The 16,583-nt window shown below is 67.1% G+C and carries 15 protein-coding genes; 2 read left to right on the forward strand and 13 right to left on the reverse strand.

Translation table 11 applies throughout. The features are described 5' to 3' along the window. Positions 1–27: 27 nt before the first annotated feature. The 4 genes from AC3WMA_RS20830 to AC3WMA_RS20845 form a co-directional block, all read right to left on the reverse strand. Positions 28–483 (reverse strand): hypothetical protein, encoded by a 456-nt coding sequence (locus AC3WMA_RS20830; RefSeq protein ID WP_492287256.1) that lies wholly within the window; start codon positions 481–483, stop codon positions 28–30. Between the two features lie 226 nt (positions 484–709). Then, positions 710–1,198 carry a hypothetical protein gene (locus tag AC3WMA_RS20835; protein ID WP_492287257.1) on the reverse strand — a complete coding sequence of 163 codons (489 nt, stop codon included), beginning with the start codon at positions 1,196–1,198 and terminating at the stop codon, positions 710–712. Beyond that, the gene (locus tag AC3WMA_RS20840; protein ID WP_492287258.1) at positions 1,185–1,541 is read right to left on the reverse strand and encodes a rod-binding protein; all 357 of its coding nucleotides are present in this window, start codon (positions 1,539–1,541) and stop codon (positions 1,185–1,187) included. Before AC3WMA_RS20840 ends, AC3WMA_RS20835 begins: the two co-directional genes overlap by 14 nt. Next, positions 1,541–2,674, reverse strand: a complete 1,134-nt coding sequence (locus AC3WMA_RS20845) for a flagellar basal body P-ring protein FlgI (RefSeq protein WP_492287259.1) — start codon at positions 2,672–2,674, stop codon at positions 1,541–1,543. Before AC3WMA_RS20845 ends, AC3WMA_RS20840 begins: the two co-directional genes overlap by 1 nt. 228 nt (positions 2,675–2,902) lie before the next feature. Between AC3WMA_RS20845 and AC3WMA_RS20850 the strand changes: the two genes are divergently transcribed. Then, positions 2,903–3,310: a flagellar assembly protein FliX gene (locus AC3WMA_RS20850; RefSeq protein ID WP_492287260.1), complete on the forward strand. Its 408-nt coding sequence runs from the start codon at positions 2,903–2,905 to the stop codon at positions 3,308–3,310. A gap of 139 nt (positions 3,311–3,449) precedes the next feature. Here the strand turns inward: AC3WMA_RS20850 and AC3WMA_RS20855 are convergent, their stop codons facing one another. The 3 genes from AC3WMA_RS20855 to AC3WMA_RS20865 all read right to left on the reverse strand — a co-directional run bounded on the left by AC3WMA_RS20855 (position 3,450) and on the right by AC3WMA_RS20865 (position 5,715). Next, on the reverse strand, positions 3,450–3,995 hold the full coding sequence (locus tag AC3WMA_RS20855) for a 2,4'-dihydroxyacetophenone dioxygenase family protein (RefSeq protein ID WP_492287261.1): 546 nt from the start codon (positions 3,993–3,995) through the stop codon (positions 3,450–3,452). Between the two features lie 89 nt (positions 3,996–4,084). Then, positions 4,085–4,822 carry an SDR family NAD(P)-dependent oxidoreductase gene (locus AC3WMA_RS20860; protein ID WP_492287262.1) on the reverse strand — a complete coding sequence of 246 codons (738 nt, stop codon included), beginning with the start codon at positions 4,820–4,822 and terminating at the stop codon, positions 4,085–4,087. 77 nt (positions 4,823–4,899) lie between these two features. Continuing rightward, positions 4,900–5,715, reverse strand: a complete 816-nt coding sequence (locus tag AC3WMA_RS20865) for a hypothetical protein (protein ID WP_492287263.1) — start codon at positions 5,713–5,715, stop codon at positions 4,900–4,902. Between the two features lie 214 nt (positions 5,716–5,929). Here AC3WMA_RS20865 and AC3WMA_RS20870 point away from each other — a divergent pair, with 214 nt between their 5' ends. Then, the gene (locus AC3WMA_RS20870; RefSeq protein WP_454656322.1) at positions 5,930–7,144 is read left to right on the forward strand and encodes an NADP-dependent isocitrate dehydrogenase; all 1,215 of its coding nucleotides are present in this window, start codon (positions 5,930–5,932) and stop codon (positions 7,142–7,144) included. 79 nt (positions 7,145–7,223) lie between these two features. On the opposite strand, the gene AC3WMA_RS20875 is transcribed toward AC3WMA_RS20870, so the two are convergent. From AC3WMA_RS20875 to cckA, 6 genes are all read right to left on the reverse strand, one after another. Beyond that, positions 7,224–7,859 carry a class I SAM-dependent methyltransferase gene (locus tag AC3WMA_RS20875; RefSeq protein WP_492287264.1) on the reverse strand — a complete coding sequence of 212 codons (636 nt, stop codon included), beginning with the start codon at positions 7,857–7,859 and terminating at the stop codon, positions 7,224–7,226. Positions 7,860–7,939: 80 nt separating this feature from the next. After that, positions 7,940–8,560 (reverse strand): hypothetical protein, encoded by a 621-nt coding sequence (locus AC3WMA_RS20880; protein WP_492287265.1) that lies wholly within the window; start codon positions 8,558–8,560, stop codon positions 7,940–7,942. Positions 8,561–8,562: 2 nt separating this feature from the next. Beyond that, complete coding sequence (locus AC3WMA_RS20885) at positions 8,563–9,726, reverse strand: cyclic nucleotide-gated ion channel (protein WP_492287266.1); 1,164 nt, start codon at positions 9,724–9,726, stop codon at positions 8,563–8,565. A 7-nt stretch (positions 9,727–9,733) separates the two neighbouring features. Next, positions 9,734–12,376 (reverse strand): alanine--tRNA ligase, encoded by a 2,643-nt coding sequence (alaS, locus tag AC3WMA_RS20890; RefSeq protein ID WP_492287267.1) that lies wholly within the window; start codon positions 12,374–12,376, stop codon positions 9,734–9,736. 385 nt (positions 12,377–12,761) lie between these two features. Next, on the reverse strand, positions 12,762–13,847 hold the full coding sequence (gene recA, locus AC3WMA_RS20895) for a recombinase RecA (RefSeq protein ID WP_349237279.1): 1,086 nt from the start codon (positions 13,845–13,847) through the stop codon (positions 12,762–12,764). A 194-nt stretch (positions 13,848–14,041) separates the two neighbouring features. Further along, positions 14,042–16,546 carry a cell cycle histidine kinase CckA gene (gene cckA, locus AC3WMA_RS20900; RefSeq protein ID WP_492287268.1) on the reverse strand — a complete coding sequence of 835 codons (2,505 nt, stop codon included), beginning with the start codon at positions 16,544–16,546 and terminating at the stop codon, positions 14,042–14,044. Positions 16,547–16,583: the final 37 nt, after the last annotated feature.

Consider the following 16,583-nt stretch of genomic DNA (forward strand, 5'->3'; position numbering starts at 1 on the left):
AAAATGCGATTAAAGGGGAGGAGGCGCTCAGGCCGTCCGCTCGATCTGGTGCTGCTGGGTCTCGCTGGCCTCGCGGGCGCGCTCGCTGAGTTCGCGTGAATAGGCACGCAGCTTGAGCAGCGTCTCGTCCGGCAGCTGCGAGATCGTCTCGCCGGTATGCGGGTCCTTCTTCTGCAGCACGATCGCGCGGGTCTGCGGATCGATGATCAGCTTGCGCTCGACCGTCTCGTCGGTCGTGCGCGCGGCCTCGCGGTTGTTCTGGGCGTTGTCCCGGGCCCGGCGCTCGCCATTGGCGCGGCTCTGGGCGTCGCGCGCGTCGGCGCGGACTTCGACATTGACGGCCGCGCCGGCCGAGGCCGACTGCACGGTCTTTTCAGGGGGAAGGTCGACCGCGACGCTGCCGGCATGGGCCGTGACGTCTGAACGGCTGACAGGCGGCGGGCCGATCACGGCCGCGAGCTTGGGGGCGTTGCCAAAATCCATGACCACTCCTTCTGGAGTCGTTCACGGCGCCGTCGCGGCGCCATCGTCCGGTGCCGGGAGCAGGACGTGCTACCCGACAGTACGGAGATTGGCAGAAAAGATTGAATCCGGCGTCAAGAAATTAGGTAAATCTTTAGGGTTTCCGGCGCAGCCGTCGCGTAAACCCTTTTTAAACCAAGGGGCTGGCGCTTCCTGCCCCAGAGCGGAAGCGACCAGCCATAGCGTCTCACAGCCGGCGCGAGACGACCAATGGCCCGGAATTCGGACGGGCGAAGACGCCGGCGCCGACGGTTGCTGCCGGGCCGTAGCCATTGGCGCGCATCGGCTTGTTGGCATCGGCGGCGAGATCGCGAACGATCGATTCCGAGACGGCGCGGGCGGTCGCCAGCACGATCTGGTTGGTCTCGATCAGGCCCTGGAAGGCGAGATGGGCGTCCTTCAGCCGCTTGACCTCTCCCGGCACGAAGCGGGCCAGCGCCACGGCGTTCAGCTTCACCTGCTCGACGCCGCGCATGTAGATGCCGGCGAGCTCGGTCTTGCGCGGCTCGCGGGTCATCGCTTCCGGCAGGCGGCCGGCGCGGACGAGTTCGGTTTCCTCGCCGACGAGATGGGAGAGGGCGCCGAGCGCCTCCAGCACGGCCTCGACCAGGGCGCGCGCGCTCAGCGCATCGGCGATGCGCGGGCGCTCGTCGAGGATCGGCTTAGCGGCCAGCATTCTGCACTCCGCCCGCAGCCTGCTCCTGCAGGTTGATCAGGTCGCGCATGATCTGGTTGGACAGGCCGATGCCACCGGCCTTCTGGATCTGCTGGGCGTATTGCTGCGTCAGCTGGGAACGCCAGATGCCGCCGCCGGTGCCGTTCTCGCCCAGCGGGCCTTCGGTGCCCGCGTTGGCGAAGAGCTTCTCGGTCATCTGCTCGAGAAACATGGTCTCGAACTCGTCGGCCTGCTTCTTCGCCTTGGCCTTGGCCGGGTCGAGCGCATCGGCGATGCCGCTGGCGACCTTGCCGGCGACGCCGAGGGCAAGGTTCGCGGCGGGAAGCGCGAGGGCAGCAGTCATCACATCACCTCGATTTCGGCCTGCAGGGCGCCTGCCGACTTGATGGCCTGGAGAATGGAGATCAGGTCGCGCGGGCCGATGCCGAGCGCGTTGAGCCCGTCGACGAGTTCGGCCAGCGTCACGCTTTCCTTGACGAGGGCGAGCTTGTTGCCGCCGCCGGTATCGACCTTGACGTTGGTCCGGGGCGTCACGACGGTCTGGCCACGCCCGAACGGCTCGGGCTGGGAGACCTGCGGCTGCTCGCTGATCGTGACGGTGAGGTTGCCCTGCGCCACGGCGACCGTGGAGACGCGGACGTCCTTGCCCATGACGATGATGCCGGAGCGCTCGTCGATGACGATGCGGGCGAGCTGGTCGGGCTCGACGCGCAGCTGCTCGATATCGGTGAGCAGCCGGATCATGTTGCCCTTGAAGCGCGGCGGAATCTGCAGGACCACGGTCGAGGGATCGGTCGGCTCGGCCGAGTCGCCGCCGACGAAATCGTTGATCGCGGCGGCGACGCGCCGTGCGGTGGTCAGGTCGGGATTGCGCAGCGACAGGCGCAGCGTCGAGAGCTTGTTCAGCGCGAAGTCGATCTCGCGCTCGACGACGCCGCCATTGGCGATGCGGCCGACGGTCGGCACGCCGCGGGTGATCTTGCTGGCCTCGCCCTCGGCCGAGAAGCCGGAGATCGCGACCGGGCCCTGCGACACCGCGTAGACCTCGCCATCGGCGCCGAGCAGCGGGGTGACCAGCAGCGTGCCGCCCTGCAGCGACTTGGAATCGCCCATGGCCGAGACGGTGACGTCGACGCGCGTGCCCTGCGTGGCGAAGGGCGGCAGGTTGGCCGTCACCATCACGGCGGCGACGTTGGCCGTGCGCATGTTGGCGCCGCGGGTGTTGACCCCGAGGCGCTCCAGCATCGCCTGCAGCGACTGCTTGGTGAAGGGCGTGTTGTTGAGCGTGTCGCCGGTGCCGTTGAGGCCGACGACGATGCCGTATCCGAGCAGCTGGTTGGTCCGGACGCCCTCGACGGAGGCAAGGTCCTTGATGCGCGAGAGCGCGAACACCGGCTGCGACGACAGGCCGACGACGACGGCCAGCATGGCGGCCAGCGGCTTCAGCAGCGTCTTCAGGGCGGGGTTGCGGAACATGCGTCTGGCACCAAAGGGTGGTTGAACTCACCAGAGCCCTTGCGAGCGGCGTGCCAAACCGCTCAAAATTGAAAATCCTTGTTTGTCAGTCCTTTGCAGTTCGGCGTCATGGTCGGGAGGCTCTTGCGGGGCCTGCGCTTCCTGCCGGGGCGGCAGTTTCTGCCGGGCAATTTACCGGCTGTTAACCGTCTTGCCGCAAGAGTTCGTTAACCCTTCACGAGGCCGCCGATGATCAGGATCGACCAGCGCGCGCCCGTTTCGAATGCCGGCCCGGCCAGTTCCGCGAGGCGCTCGAGCGGCGCGGCCTTCACGCTTCCGACGCAGGAATCGGCGACCGCTGCCCGCAGCAGCGGCGTCAGCGCAGCAGGTCCGCTCGACACCTTGCTCGCCGTCCAGGCGCAGGAAGACACGCAGGACCGCAAGCGTCGGCAGGCGAGGCGCGGACATGACCTGCTCGACGGGCTCGACCGGCTGAAGGCGGCGCTTCTCGCCGGCCGTGTTCTACCCTCCGAGCTGGAGCGTTTGCGCACGACATTGGCGCTCCGGCGCGAGACCACGGACGATCCGCGGCTCGACGAGGTGCTGGCACATATCGAATTGCGCGCGGCCGTGGAGCTGGCGAAGCTGAAGCGCTGAGGGCGACAAAGCGCCGTCATGCTCGGGCTTGACCCGAGCATCTCATGCCAAAAGAGGGGCTCATAGCTCTACTCTGCCAGAGATTCTCGGGTCTGCGCTTCGCTTCGCCCGAGAATGACGGCCCTCTGCACTGGTCGACCTATCGAATGAACTGATCGACATACTCCGCGCCCAACCCGTTCTGGGCGTAATGCGCGCGGCATTTGTCGATGCGGGTGAAGACGTCGTCATAGCCCAGGCACTTGCCGTCCGGATCGACATAGATCATCGCGCCGTTGACCTGGAACATGGTGATCATCTCCTCGACATCGGGATCGACCACCAGCGTATGCGTCTCGCCCGGCGCCTCGTAAACATAGGAGCCCTCGGTCGCGACCCAATCGTGCTCCAGATAGCGCCATTGGCCCTTGAGCACATAGCCGTGGACCGGCAGCGGGTGACGATGGCGTGAGAGCACGCCGGCGCGGCGGACCTTGAGCAGGTTCATCCAGTAGCCGCGTGAGGTGCAGAGGAGCAGGGGCCGGAACCAGACATTGTCGTCGACCGGAACCCAGACGCGCTCGTCGGTCGGGATGACGTTCGGGACGATCAGCTCGGGCGGCGATTCCTTTGGCTGGGGATGGCGATAAGGCGTCCAGCGCTCCTCCTGCGTGGCCGCGACGGGCATCGGGCTCGTCGTGTTCATGGCGTCTCTCCCGGGCTGATGTTCTGATTCAATCCGCGCACAATCTGATTCAGGTTTCCGGCCCAAGTCATTGGGCTGGAATCGCTTTCCTAGACGGCGAGATAGCCGCCATCGACCGGCAGGATCGCGCCCGTGATGAACTGGGCCGCGTCCGAAAGCAGGAAGGCGATGGCGCCGCCGACATCGCCGGGCTTGCCCCAGCGGCCCATCGGCGTGCGGGCGAGGATCGGTGCCGAACGCTCGGCATCCTCGACGAGCGGCCGGGTCAATTCGGTCTCGATCCAGCCTGGGGCGACCGCGTTGACGCGGATGCCGTCCTGCGCCCAGGCGGCGCCGAGCGACTTGGTGAGCTGGCCGATGCCGCCTTTCGAGGCGGCATAGCCCGGCGCGAAGGGCGAGCCGTGGAAGGTCAGCATCGAGGCGATATTGACGATGCCGCCGCCGGCCTTGTCCGCGCCCTTGGCGGCGAGCTTGTCCTTGGCGGCGAGGCACATCCGCATCGTGCCGTTGAGATTGACCTCGATCGTCAGGCGGAAGGCGTCGATCTCGAATTCCTTGCCGCCGCGCTGGATCATGCCGGCGCAGTTCACCAACGCATCGAGGCGCGGGCAGGTCGCGACGATCGCCGCAACCTCAGCGTCGCGGGTGACGTCGAGCCGGGCATGACGGATAGCGGGATGGGCTGGTGCCGCCGCGACCTCCTCCTCGGTCAGGCCGGTGGCAAGGACCTCGTAGCCGGCCGTGGCGAGGGAGAGAGCGGCACCGGCGCCGATGCCGCGCGTACCGCCGGTGACGAGGGCGAATTTGGTCGAAGTCGCGTGTGTCATGGGGCGAGGCTAGAGCGGCCCGCGCCGAGGGGGAAGGCAGGATGATGCAGGCCGCCATGCGGTGGCGGCCATGCCGCTCAGTCCCACTTGTACTTCAGGGAGAGCATCGCCCGGCCGCGCGTCTCGAAATCGCTGGCCACGAGTGGCACCTTGCGCGCCAGCGTGACGTCGAAGGAGGTTTGCCAGGGCAGGTCGGCCAGTCTGGCTAGATCGACCGAAAGCTTCATCTCCGGCGTCATCGCGGTGTGAATGCCGTCGCCCGGCGCGAAGACGTAAGTCCCGCCCATGGTGAGCTGGGAGGTCAGGGTGAGGTGGGGGAACAGCTCCTGCCGGTACCCGATCAGCGCCTCGCCGATCTGTTCGGGATTGCCGTAGAGCGCGCTGCCGCCACCGGTGGCGAGGCCCCAGATGAAGCCTTTGCCTGCCCCGACAGGCTGGGCGAGCCGCCAGCGCAATTCCGCATTCCGCGTCGCGCCGGTGCTGGCCGGATCGGAGAGCGTGGTCGAGAGCGAGAAGATGTCCTGCCCGAGCTTGAAGCCGACCGAGCGGTCCTGCGCTGCGCTCATCGTATGCTGGCGGGCCGCAAACCCTTTGCGGATGATGTCGACCGGGATCGGCGCCCGCGCCCGCAGATGTGCGCCCGATGATGCGGCGGCGCGACCGAGCGCGGCCAACCCCGGATCGAAGACGATGGCATCGGGCTCGCTCGCGGCAAGCGCCGGCATCTCGTCCGCGTCGGGATCGATCAAGGCGCCACGCGGGATCGGCAGCGGCATGGCGGGCTGCTCCTCGGCCGTGAGCGGCGTGGAGGCGAGGGCGGGACTGAGCGTCGCCGCAAGAAGGAGCATGGCCGGCGCGAGGCCGGACCGGCAATCGGGAATGAAACGGAACACGTCGTTCGTCCTGTCGCTATGACGAGCGGCAGGTCAGGCTAGGCGGGGAAGATGCCGATTTTGCGGCAGTGCAGCATAATGATTGTTGCGCGAGATTGCCCGAAAGCCGCGCTTCCCCCGCCGCGCGTAACCCGCTAGGAAGCGACCCAGCCGCAGGCCATGCCGAAAGGCGTGGTTTCGGATCGTTCTATCTGGAGAGAACAGGGGTCATCGCATGAGCAAGATCAAGGTCGCCAACCCGGTCGTCGACATGGACGGCGACGAGATGACCCGGATCATCTGGCAGAAGATCAAGGACACCCTGATCTTCCCGTATCTGGATCTCGAGCTCGACTATTACGACCTCTCGGTCGAGAACCGCGACGCGACCAACGACCAGGTCACGATCGACGCCGCCAACGCCACCAAGAAGCATGGCGTCGCGGTGAAGTGCGCGACCATCACGCCGGACGAGGGCCGCGTGAAGGAGTTCAACCTCAAGGAAATGTGGAAGTCGCCGAACGGCACGATCCGCAACATCCTCGGCGGCGTGATCTTCCGCGAGCCGATCATCTGCAAGAACGTGCCGCGCCTGGTGCCGGGCTGGACCCAGCCGATCGTCATCGGCCGCCATGCCTTCGGCGACCAGTACCGTGCGACCGACTTCAAGTTCCCGGGCAAGGGCACGCTCTCGATCAAGTTCGTCGGCGAGGATGGCAAGGTCATCGAGAAGGAGGTCTTCAAGGCTCCCGAGGCCGGCGTCGCGATGGCGATGTACAACCTCGACGACTCGATCCGCGACTTCGCTCGCGCCTCGCTGAACTACGGCCTGATCCGCAAGTACCCGGTCTATCTCTCGACCAAGAACACCATCCTCAAGACCTATGACGGCCGCTTCAAGGACATCTTCGAGGAGATCTACCAGGCCGAGTTCAAGGCCGAGTTCGACAAGCTCGGGATCACCTACGAGCACCGCCTGATCGACGACATGGTCGCTTCCGCGATGAAGTGGTCGGGCGGCTATGTCTGGGCCTGCAAGAACTACGACGGCGACGTGCAGTCCGACACCGTGGCGCAGGGCTTCGGTTCGCTCGGCCTGATGACCTCCGTGCTGATGACGCCGGACGGCAAGACCGTCGAGGCCGAGGCCGCGCATGGCACGGTGACCCGCCACTATCGCGAGCACCAGAAGGGCAAGGAGACCTCGACGAACTCGATCGCCTCGATCTTCGCCTGGACCCGTGGCCTCGCGCACCGCGCCAAGCTCGACAACAATGCCGAGCTCGCCAAGTTCGCTTCGCTGCTGGAGAAGGTCACCGTCGACACGGTCGAGGCCGGCGACATGACCAAGGACCTCGCCCTGCTGGTCGGCGCCGAGCAGAAGTGGCTCTCGACCACCGGCTTCCTCGAGAAGGTCAGCGACAACATGCGCAAGGCGATGGCTGCCTGATTTCAGGCACATCTCTGCGTGGAATAAGAAGCCCGGCCGAAAGGCCGGGCTTTTTCATGCGCTGTGCGCGCCTGCGCGATCAGGCCTTCCGGGCCACGATATAGGGGCGCCAGTGCTTGCCCTTGCTCGCGTGGTTCTCGACGTCCAGAACCTGAAAGCCCGCCGCAGACACAAGCTCCTTCAGCTCTGCCGCGCCGAAGACGGCAGCATAGGGCGCCAGCCGGAGCGCGCGCATCACGGGCAGGGCAGCGTATCCGACGAGCGGGTTCATGTCCCCGATGCAGGGGGTCTTCGAGATGAACAGTCCGCCCTCGGCGAGCAAACCACGGATGTGCTTCAGCGTGCCGGGCAGATCACGAACCAGATGCAGGTAGCTGAAGCCCAGAACGGCATTGAAACCGGTCTCGGGCGCGAGCGCTTCCACTGTCGCGACGAGGAAGCTCAATCCCGGGATCGCTTCGGTCGCCAGTTTCTGCTCGGCAATCGCGATCATGCCGGTCGAGATGTCCGTCGCGAGATAGCTTTGCACGCCGTCGGCCAGCCTGAGCGCCGTCGATCCCGTGCCGCAGCCGAGTTCCAGCACCCGATCCTGCGGCCTCAGCAGCCCGCGCGTCCGCTCCAGCGTGCGTTCATAGCCGGCGATGTCCGAGATGGTGCTACGCGCGTATCGGCCGGATGTCCGATCCCAGAAGCGGGCATCGCTCACGCTGCTCATCCTTCGGTACTCCCCAAATCAAGGCCGATATAGGCGGGGAAGATTGCGGGAGTTTTACTGATCCAGCCGCTGCAGGCGTCTCATTCGACCTTCACCGCGCGTCGCGCCAGGATGCGATGCTCGGCCAGCGGCGCATGCAGCACGTAGCGCAATTCATAGAGGCCCGGTTGGTCCGGCGCTTCCAGCGTCGCCTCGACATTCTCGGCCGGGAAGAAGCGCGGGCCATCGGCATCGGCGGGCGCATCGGGCCTCACCAGCATGACGCGGTCCTGCTCGCCATTGGGGCCGATGCCGCGCACCGGCAGGCCTTGGCCACGGCCGACGTGTTCGGGCGCGGCCAGCGTCGCGCTGGGCTCTGTCGTGGCGAGGGGCTGGCGCAGCAGGATCACGAGCGCGCCGTCCTTCTCCACGGTGAGGCGCAGTTCATAGGCGCCTACGGCGCCAGGCGTCGGCAGGGTGGGCACCGCATTCTTCGGCTCGACGACGACGATCGCCTTGCTCGCGGGATCGTCGGGGCGGGCGATCGCGAGGCGTGCGCCTTGCGGCGCGTTGCTCAGGAAGACGCTGAGCGGGGCACCGGCAACGATCGTCCGCGCCGCCGAGAGGGAGGGGGCGTCGTTGCGGCGTTGAGCGGGCTTTGTCTGCGCAATGGCGAGCGCCGGCAGGAGCGCGGCGAGCCCGATCAGGGAGCGGCGTTTCACGTTCATCCTCTCGCCAGCGCCCGGATGCGCTCGGCAAGCCGGGGGTGGCGCGTGGTGAGGGCCCGGAAATCGATGGGGTCGAGCACCAGGAGCTTGGAAGGAACCGTCGCCACGGCCGCTTGCGGGCAGGGCGAGTGGCTGGCGATGGCGATATCATCGAGCTGGAGTTCGCCGAAAAAATGGCCTTCGTCCAGCCGGTCGCGGCTGTTGGCGAGCGCGACCTCGACCTCGCCGCTGGCGATGAAGTAGAGCGCTCGGCCGGGCTCGCCCTGATGCATGATGACCGCGCCTGATCGTACCGATTGGGCGCGCAGGAACTGCATCACGGCGGCGATCTCGCTGGCATCGAGCCCGCCGAAGAGCGGCACGCGCGCGACCATGCTCCAGGTGACGACGAACTCGCGCCGGTGGATCTCCTGCGCGAAGGCGGTCGCGACGATGCCGACCGGCAAGGCGAGCATGACGAGGCCGAGTACGGCGGTGACGGCCGCGACCGCCTTGCCGGCTACGGTGATCGGAAAGACATCGCCATAGCCGACCGTGGTCAGGGTGATGATCGCCCACCACATCGCATCGGGAATCGTGCCGAACTTGTCGGGCTGGGCCTCATGCTCGACCAGATGCATGGCGCTCGCCGCGACCAGCATCACGCCCATCAGGATGACGAAGCAGGCGACCAGCGCCTTGCGTTCCGCCGCGAGCGCCGCCGCAAGCGAAGCCATGCCCGGTGAATAGCGGCCGAGCTTGAAGAAGCGCAGGAGGCGCAGCAGCAGGAGGAACTCGAACTCGCCGAAGCCGAGCAGCCCTGCGGCGAGCGGCAGGATCGCGATAAGGTCGATGATGGCCGGGAAGGAACCGAGATAGGCGAGCCGCGCCCGCGTCGCGCTCAGGCCGCGATAGCGGGCGTGCTCGGGCGCGATCCAGATGCGGACGAGATATTCGAGCGTGAAGACCGCGAGCGAGACGCGCTCCAGCAACACAAGGGCTGGCCCGAACCGTGCTGCGATCGACGGAACCGAGGCCAGCACGATTCCGAGCACGTTGGCGCAGATCAGCGCGACCAGCGCCCGGTGGATCACGGTGGCGACGAGGTCGTCGCCGGCACCGTGATCGAACCACAGGTGAACCTGCCACCGCCAGCCCCGTCGAGGCGTGGCGGCGGCCATCTCTTCGTCAGCCCATCGCGGCCGCGACGGCGTCGAGCGCGGCTTGCGCCTTGCTGCCGTCAGGCCCGCCGGCCTGGGCCATGTCGCGGCGTCCGCCGCCGCCCTTGCCGCCGAGCTGCTCGGAGGCGACGCGGACCAGCGCGACCGCATCGAAGCGCTCGGTCATATCAGGCGTGACGCCGACGACGACGCCGGCCTTGCCGTCATCGGCGACGCCGACGATGGCGACGACGCCGGAGCCGACGCGAGCCTTGGCCTCGTCGGCGAGGCTCTTCAGGTCCTTCATCTCGATGCCGGTGACGGCGCGCGCCAAGAGCTTGGCACCCGCGATCTCCTGGACCGGGTCCTCAGCCGCGCCGCCGCCGCCCATGGCGAGCTTCTTGCGGGCCTCGGTCAATTCGCGGTCGAGCTTGCGGCGCTCCTCGATCAGGGCGGCGAGGCGGTTGCCGGCCTCGTTGGCGGGGACCTTGAGCAGGCTCGCAAGCCCGTCGAGCAGGCGCGATTCCTCGTTGAGGCGCAGGCGCGCGCCATTGCCGGTCATGGCTTCGAGGCGGCGCACGCCGGCCGCCACCGCGCCTTCGCCGACGATGCTGACGAGGCCGATATCGCCGGTGCGCGAGGCATGGGTGCCGCCGCAGAGCTCGACCGAGTAGGCGCGGCCGGCCGGGTTCGTGCCCATCGCGACGACGCGAACCTCGTCGCCGTATTTCTCGCCGAAGAGCGCGCGGGCGCCCGACGCGATCGCCTCGTCGACGCTCATCAGGCGGGTCGTGACCGGCTCGTTCCGGAGGACGATCGCGTTGGCGATCTCCTCGACCTCGCGCAGCTCCTCGGCGCTGATGGGCTTGGGATGCGAGAAGTCGAAGCGCAGGCGATCGGCCGAGACCAGCGAGCCCTTCTGCGCGACATGGTCGCCGAGGACGAGGCGCAGCGCCTCATGCAGCAGATGCGTCGCCGAGTGGTTGGCGCGGATTGCGGTGCGGCGCTCATGGTCGACGACGAGCTCGACGGCGGCGCCGAGCTTCAATTCGCCTTCCTTGACGGTGACACTATGGGCGAAGACATCGCCGAGCTTCTTCTGGACGTCGGTGACCTCGACCACCGTGCCCGGCGCCTTGACCAGGCCGGCATCGCCGACCTGGCCGCCGGACTCGCCATAGAACGGCGTCTGGTTGACCAGCATGAAGCCGCTCTCGCCAGCCTTCAGCAAGGAGACCTCGGCATTGTCGCGGATCAGCGCGGTGACGACGCCCTCGGCGGTCTCGGTGTCGTAGCCCAAGAATTCGGTCGCGCCGACCTTGTCGCGCAGCGGGAACCAGAGCGTCTCGGTCGCAGCCTCGCCGGAGCCGGACCAGGCGGCGCGCGCCTTGGCCTTCTGCTGCTGCATGGCGGCGTCGAAGCCCTCGGTATCGACGGTGATCTCGCGGGCGCGCAGCGCGTCCTGCGTCAGGTCGAGCGGGAAGCCGTAGGTGTCGTAGAGCGTGAAGGCGACATCGCCCTTGAGGCTCTGGCCGGCGGTCAGGTCCTTCGAGGCGTCGTCGAGCAAGGTGAGGCCGCGCGCCAGCGTGGTGCGGAAGCGGGTTTCCTCCAGCTTCAGCGTCTCGGTGATCAGCGCCTCGGCACGGAGCAGCTCGGGATAGGCGCGGCCCATCTCGCGGGTCAGCGCCGGCACGAGCTTGTAGAGCAGCGGCTCCTTGGCGCCGAGGAGCTGCGCATGGCGCATGCCGCGGCGCATGATCCGGCGCAGCACATAGCCGCGGCCTTCGTTCGAGGGCAGCACGCCATCGGCGATCAGGAAGGCGGAGCAGCGCAGATGGTCGGCGATGACGCGGTGGCTCGCCTTCATCGGGCCGTCCGGATCGACCGAGGTCAGGTCGGCGATCGCGGTGATCAGGGCGCGGAACAGGTCGATATTGTAGTTGTCATGCGTGCCCTGGAGCACGGCCGCGATGCGCTCCAGCCCCATGCCGGTATCGATCGAGGGGCGGGGCAGGTTGGTGCGGATGCCGCCGGCCGCTTCCTCGTACTGCATGAACACGAGGTTCCAGATCTCGATGAAGCGGTCGCCGTCCTGCTCGGCGGAGCCCGGCGGGCCGCCCCAGATATGGTCGCCATGATCGTAGAAGATCTCGGAGCAGGGGCCGCAAGGGCCGGTATCGCCCATGCGCCAGAAATTGTCGGAGGTCGGGATACGGATGATCTTGTCGTCGGTCAGGCCGGCGATCTTCTTCCAAAGCGCATGCGCCTCGTCGTCCTCGGAGTAGACGGTGACCGTCAGCTTGTCCTTGGGCAGGCCGAATTCGCGCGTGACCAGCGTCCAGGCGTGGTGGATCGCCTGTTCCTTGAAATAGTCGCCGAAGGAGAAGTTCCCCAGCATCTCGAAGAAGGTGTGGTGACGGGCGGTGTAGCCGACATTGTCGAGGTCGTTGTGCTTGCCACCGGCGCGCACGCATTTCTGGGCGGTGGTGGCGCGCGAATAGGGGCGCTTCTCCTGCCCGGTGAAGACGTTCTTGAACTGCACCATGCCCGAATTGGCGAACATCAGCGTCGGGTCGTTGCGCGGGACGAGCGGGCTCGACGGCACGATCTCGTGGCCCTGGGACTTGAAGTAGTCGAGGAAGGTCGACCGGATATCGTTGACGCCGCTCATCGCTCTTTTGCGCTCTGATCTTGGGCAGGAGGCCGGGCTCGCGCTCGGCGGGAAGAACCGGTTCTAGTCAGGCGGTTGGCGCCTGTCCAGAAAGCCGGAGCCTTTCCGCGTTTCTGCGAAACACGGAAAGGCTCCGGTCTTCTAGTTGCCGCATTCTCTTCACGCGAACCGGTGGCCACTTCGCTTGAAAATGCTTGGGATGCAGCGCACAGCCCGCAAAGCCTTATCGGCAAACGAAAACGGGCGGCCCGAAGACCGCCCGCTTGCATCGGAACGTCATTCTCGGGCGGAGCGAAGCGCAGACCCGAGAATCTCTCTCAGGATAGGTCGCCTCATTCGGCCTGAGATGCTCGGGCCAAGCCCGAGCATGACGGCGTTGGCTATCTCAGGCTTCGCCTTCGTCGAGATCGTCCGCGGTCGGGTCCGCCTGATCGAGGATGCGGTCGGCGACGAGGCCGGAATTCTGGCGGATCGTGGCTTCGATCTTCGCGGCGAGGTCCGGATTGGCCTTGAGGAAGGTCTTGGCGTTCTCGCGGCCCTGGCCGAGGCGCTGGCTGTCGAAGGAGAACCAGGCGCCCGCCTTCTCGACCATGCCGGCCTTGACGCCGAGATCGATCAGCTCGCCGACCTTCGAGATGCCCTCGCCGAACATGATGTCGAACTCGACCTGCTTGAAGGGCGGCGCGACCTTGTTCTTGACGACCTTGACGCGGACCTGGTTGCCGGTCGCCTCGTCGCGCTCCTTCAGCGTCGAGACGCGGCGGATGTCGAGACGCACCGAGGCGTAGAACTTGAGTGCGTTGCCGCCGGTCGTGGTCTCCGGCGAGCCGTACATCACGCCGATCTTCATGCGGATCTGGTTGATGAAGATGACCATGCAGTTCGAGCGCGAGATCGAAGCGGTGAGCTTGCGCAGGGCCTGGCTCATCAGGCGGGCCTGGAGGCCGGGCTGAACATCGCCCATCTCGCCCTCGATCTCGGCGCGGGGCGTCAGCGCCGCAACGGAGTCGACCACGAGCACGTCGATCGCGCCGGAGCGGACGAGGGTGTCGGTGATCTCGAGCGCCTGCTCGCCGGTATCGGGCTGCGAGATCAGGAGATCGTCGAGATTGACGCCGAGCTTGCGGGCATAGACCGGATCGAGCGCGTGCTCGGCATCGACGAAGGCGCAGACGCCGCCCTTCTTCTGGGCTTCGGCGATGGTGTGCAGCGCCAGCGTGGTCTTACCCGAGGATTCCGGCCCGTAGATCTCGATGACGCGGCCCCGGGGCAGGCCGCCGACGCCGAGCGCGATGTCGAGGCCAAGCGAACCGGTCGAAATCGTCTCGATCTCGATCGACGGCGAATTCTTGCCGAGCCGCATGATCGAGCCCTTGCCGAAGGCGCGCTCGATCTGGGAGAGCGCCGCATCGAGCGCCTTGGCCTTGTCCATCGAGGAGCCTTCCACGAGTTTGAGATTCGCCTGATTCACGGTTCGGGCTCCTTATGACAGGGCGAGGGGGACATCTCAATGCGTCTTGACATGAGAATGGTCATGCTTTGTTCTCAGTCGCAAGTTCTTTTTTTGTTCTCGGTGTCAGTTTCTGTCAGGAGGAGTGTCAGGAGCTGTCACGAGATGGCGCAACGTGACGGGAAACGGCGCCCGGAGGCGGGTGCCGCCGGCCTTTAGCCCATCGCCGCCTTCACGGTCTCGACGAGCTGCTTCATCGTGAAGGGCTTGGGCAGGAAGTGGAATTCCTCGCCCTCGGGCAGGTTCTTGCGGAAGGCCTCCTCGGCATAGCCGGAGACGAAGACGACCTTGGTGTTCGGGTTGCGCTTGCGCAGTTCGCCGAGCAGCGTCGGTCCGTCCATTTCCGGCATCACCACGTCGGAGACGACGAGGTCGATCTTGCCGTCGTTCTGGAGGAAGAGGTCGAGCGCCTCGACGCCGGACGCCGCCTCGTGGACGGTGTAGCCGCGCGAGACCAGCATGCGGGCGTTGAGCGCACGCACCGCGTCCTCGTCCTCGACCAGCAGGATGACGCCGGCGCCGGTATGGTCGGCGGCGAGCTTCTTCGGCGCTTCCTTGGCGGCGGCCTCGGCTGCGATCTCCTCCTGGCTCGGGACATGGCGCGGCAGGAAGATCTGGAAGGCCGTGCCCTTGCCGATGGTCGAGTCGACGAAGACATAGCCGCCGGTCTGCTTGACGATGCCGTAGACCATGGAGAGGCCGAGGCCGGTGCCCTTACCGACCTCCTTGGTGGTGAAGAAGGGCTCGAAGATCTTGTCGAGATGCTCCTGCGGGATGCCGGTGCCGGTGTCCTCGACCTCCAGCAGCACGTAGTCGTCGGTCGGCAGGGCCTCATGGCTGAAGGAAGCGCAGTCCTCGCGGGTGACGTTGCGGGTGCGCACCGCGAGCTTGCCGCCGTTCGGCATGGCGTCGCGGGCGTTGACGGCGAGGTTGACGATGACCTGTTCGAGCTGGCCGAGATCGGCCTTGACCGGCCAGAGGTCGCGGCCCTGGCGGACGTCGAGCGTGACCTTGTCGGCGACGACGCGCTTCAGCATCAGCGAGAGGTCGGAGAGCACCTCGCCGAGCTCCAGCACTTGCGGGCGCAGGGTCTGGCGGCGCGAGAAGGCGAGCAATTGCCTGACCAGCGCCGCGGCGCGGTAGGCGTTCTGCTTGATCTGCATGATGTCCGGGAAGGACGGGTCGGTCGGCCGGTGGCTCGCCAGCAGGAACTCCGAGGCGTTGATGATGACCTGCAGCACGTTGTTGAAGTCGTGCGCGATGCCGCCGGCGAGCTGGCCGACCGCCTGCATCTTGCCGGCCTGGTCCATGTTGTCGCGCAGCTTGCGCTCGGCCGTGGTCTCCAGCGCGTAGACGATGGCGCGCTCGCCGTCGCCGCCCTCGGTGCCGGCAACCGGCGTGAGGTAGAGCTTGGCCGAGCGGCCGTCCTCGCCCGCGAGCGTGAGGTCGAGCGGGTTGCCGCCAGAGCGGCCGGCGACCACCTCGGCCAACGCCTCGTCTAGCCCGGCGCCAGAAGCGACGAGGTCGTGGATGGTGCGGGGCCTGAGGCCAGCCGGGATCAGGCGGGCAAAGGCGGCGTTGGAATGCAGGATCGCGCCGGTCTCGTCGACTGTCGCGATCGCCATCGGCGTCGAATGGAAGAAGCGGGCGAAGCGGACCTCGGCATCGCTGCCGCCGTCGGCCCCGGCCTCGCCGGCCGTGCGGTTGAGAACGAGGGTGCGCGAAGGGCCGGCGCGGCCGTCCTGCCCGAAGGCGACCTGGTGGTGCAGGCGCACGGGCAGGGGGGCGCCGTTGCGGCGCTTCAGGTCGACATCAAGCACCTCGACGCGGACATCGCCGGGCTGGCCGCGGATCGCCTGGACCAGGGCGGCGGCGGAGGGCGTGCAGACATCGTCGAGATGCAGGCCGCCGGAGCCGAAGCGGGCGAGGTCGAAATCGAGCCAGCCGGAGAGGGTCGCGTTGAGATAGGAGACCTCGCCATCGGCATCGATCGAGATGAAGCCTGCCGGCGCGTGGTCGAGATAGTCGATCGCGTGCTGGAGCTCCTGGAAGGCGTTCTCCTGGCGCTCGCGCTCGGGCGTGATGTCGGAGACCGACCAGATCGTCGCGGTCGTGGCCTCGCGGCGCACGGGCGAGACGCGGACGCGGTACCAGCCGACTTCGCCGCGACCGTTCAGGGCGGGCTCCAGCCGGACTTCCTCGACGAGGCGGCGATGCTCGCGGGCGGCGGTCGCGAGCCGGTAGATCGCCTCGGAGACGTCGGCGCGGCCGGTCAGCAGGCGCCCGACAGGCTTGAGATCGTTGGCGCCGGTCGCGCCTGCCAGCGCGAGATAGGCCTCGTTGGCATAGACGACCTCGTTCTCGCTTTCGGTGACGACGATGCCGTCATCGGCGCGGTCGACGATCGCCTTGGTCAGGTCGTTGCGGGAGGCGCGGCCGGAAAACTGGACGAGCCCGATGGCGAAGGCGAAGAGGCCGAAGACGCCGACGACCGAGAGCAGGGCGAGTAGCCCGAGGATCAGCGGCTGCGCCCATTCATTGGCGAGGAAGCCGAGCGCGATCGCCGCGCCGACGAGCAGCGCCGCAACGAACAGGATGATCCCGATATGGCCGGGCTTGTCCGAGCGATCGATCGTATTGGTCGCCGTGGTGCCGCTCATTGCGGTGGAGTCCGTTCCCTTGCGGCCGCGCGGAAAC

Source organism: Allobosea sp. FW305-C-101 (assembly GCF_058783685.1).